The organism is Pseudomonas sp. P5_A2_2, assembly GCF_054177685.1.
In genome coordinates this window covers 1-1,433 of record NZ_JBGCUL010001090.1, presented here as the reverse complement: position 1 = coordinate 1,433, position 1,433 = coordinate 1, and the positions used below count along the sequence as shown (strand labels likewise).

Annotated in this window: 2 protein-coding genes; both read left to right on the top strand. The window is 62.1% G+C overall.

Annotated elements, in window-relative coordinates; genetic code table 11:
- On the top strand, positions 1-542 hold a 542-nt coding region (locus ACXRVY_RS29075; protein ID WP_458238965.1), incomplete at its 5' end, for a DUF1302 family protein.
- Between the two features lie 23 nt (positions 543-565).
- Positions 566-1,433 (top strand): DUF1329 domain-containing protein (locus tag ACXRVY_RS29070; protein WP_458238964.1); only part of this gene is annotated, 868 nt, incomplete at its 3' end.

The window sequence follows — 1,433 nt, the reverse complement described above, 5'->3', positions numbered from 1 at the left end:
GGGCCGGTGAAGTCAGCTACCGCGACGGTACGCCGGTGATGGTCGACAACGGTTTCTCCAGCCCCGTGCGTGGCAAGACCATACAAGCGCAAACGTCGATGATCTACGTGCTCGGCCCGACGTCCTTCGCCGACAACACCAGCCTGACCGGCGAGCTGGTCTACAACACCGTGGTCAGCAACGACAAGTCGCAGCCAGTGACCCTGGCCCCTGGCTTCGCGCTGCCGGGCACCGACAGCCTGGTCAATGACCGCGATGCCTGGGGCTACACGGTGCAGGCGAACTTTGACTACAACAACGTGTTCAGCGGATGGGACATGTCGGTGCCTGTCACCTTCAGCGCCGCCGCCCACGGCGACAGCTCGATGGTCGGCTCGATCAACGCCGGCCAGAACGATAACCGCGCCAGCATCGGCAGTTCGTGGCGCTACCTGGGCAACTTCACCGTCGAGGCCCGCTACAACGCCTACCTCGGCAACGCCAACAACAGCCCGTTGGCCGATCGCGACAACGTCGCGCTCAACTTCAAGTACCGGTTCTGATTTCCCAATCGGAGGAGCACAGCATGTCCAGATTCACCCAAACATTATTGAGCACCGCGCTGACCGTCGGCCTGCTCGGCAGTGGCCTCGCCTACGCCAAGGTCAGCCCCGAAGAAGCCGCGCGCCTGGGCCAGGACCTGACCCCGATGGGCGCCGAAAAAGCCGGCAACGCCGATGGCAGCATCCCGGCCTGGTCCGGCAAATGGCGAGGTCTGCCACCAGGTCTCAAGTACGCCGGCCCCGGTACCCCGTATCCGGACCCGTACGCCGCGGAAAAGCCACTGTTCGTGATCGATTCGAAGAACGTGGACAAGTACGCCAACAACCTGACCGATGGCCAGAAAGCGTTGCTCAAGCGTTACCCTGATACCTTCAAGATCCCGGTGTACCCGAGCCACCGCGACTTCCGCCTCGATCAGCGCATGGAAGACCTGATCAAGAAAAACGCCGTCACTGCCGAACTCGACAATGACAACAACGACACGAAAAACGCCTGGGGTGCYTCGCCGTTCCCGATCCCGAAGAACGGCAGCGAGTTGATGTTCAACCATACCTTGCAGTCGCGCGCCAACACTGAAGAGGCCAACTACGGCCAGGCGGTGGTGTACGCCAACAAGGAAAAGGTGCTCGAAGAAGTCAACTACAAGATCTTCTCGATCTGGTCCAGTCCGGACAAATCCCTGGAGACGGCCAACGGCGTGCTCACCAACTTCCTGATCACCACCCTGGAACCGGTGCGCAAGAAAGGCGAGATCGTGGTCGGTCACGAGTTCATCAACCCGACCTCCTCCCCCCGCCAGGCCTGGCAGTACAGCCCGGGTCAACGCCGGGTACGTCGCGCGCCGACCGTGGGCTACGACTCGCCGACCGGCGCGGGAGGTTTTCGTGTGT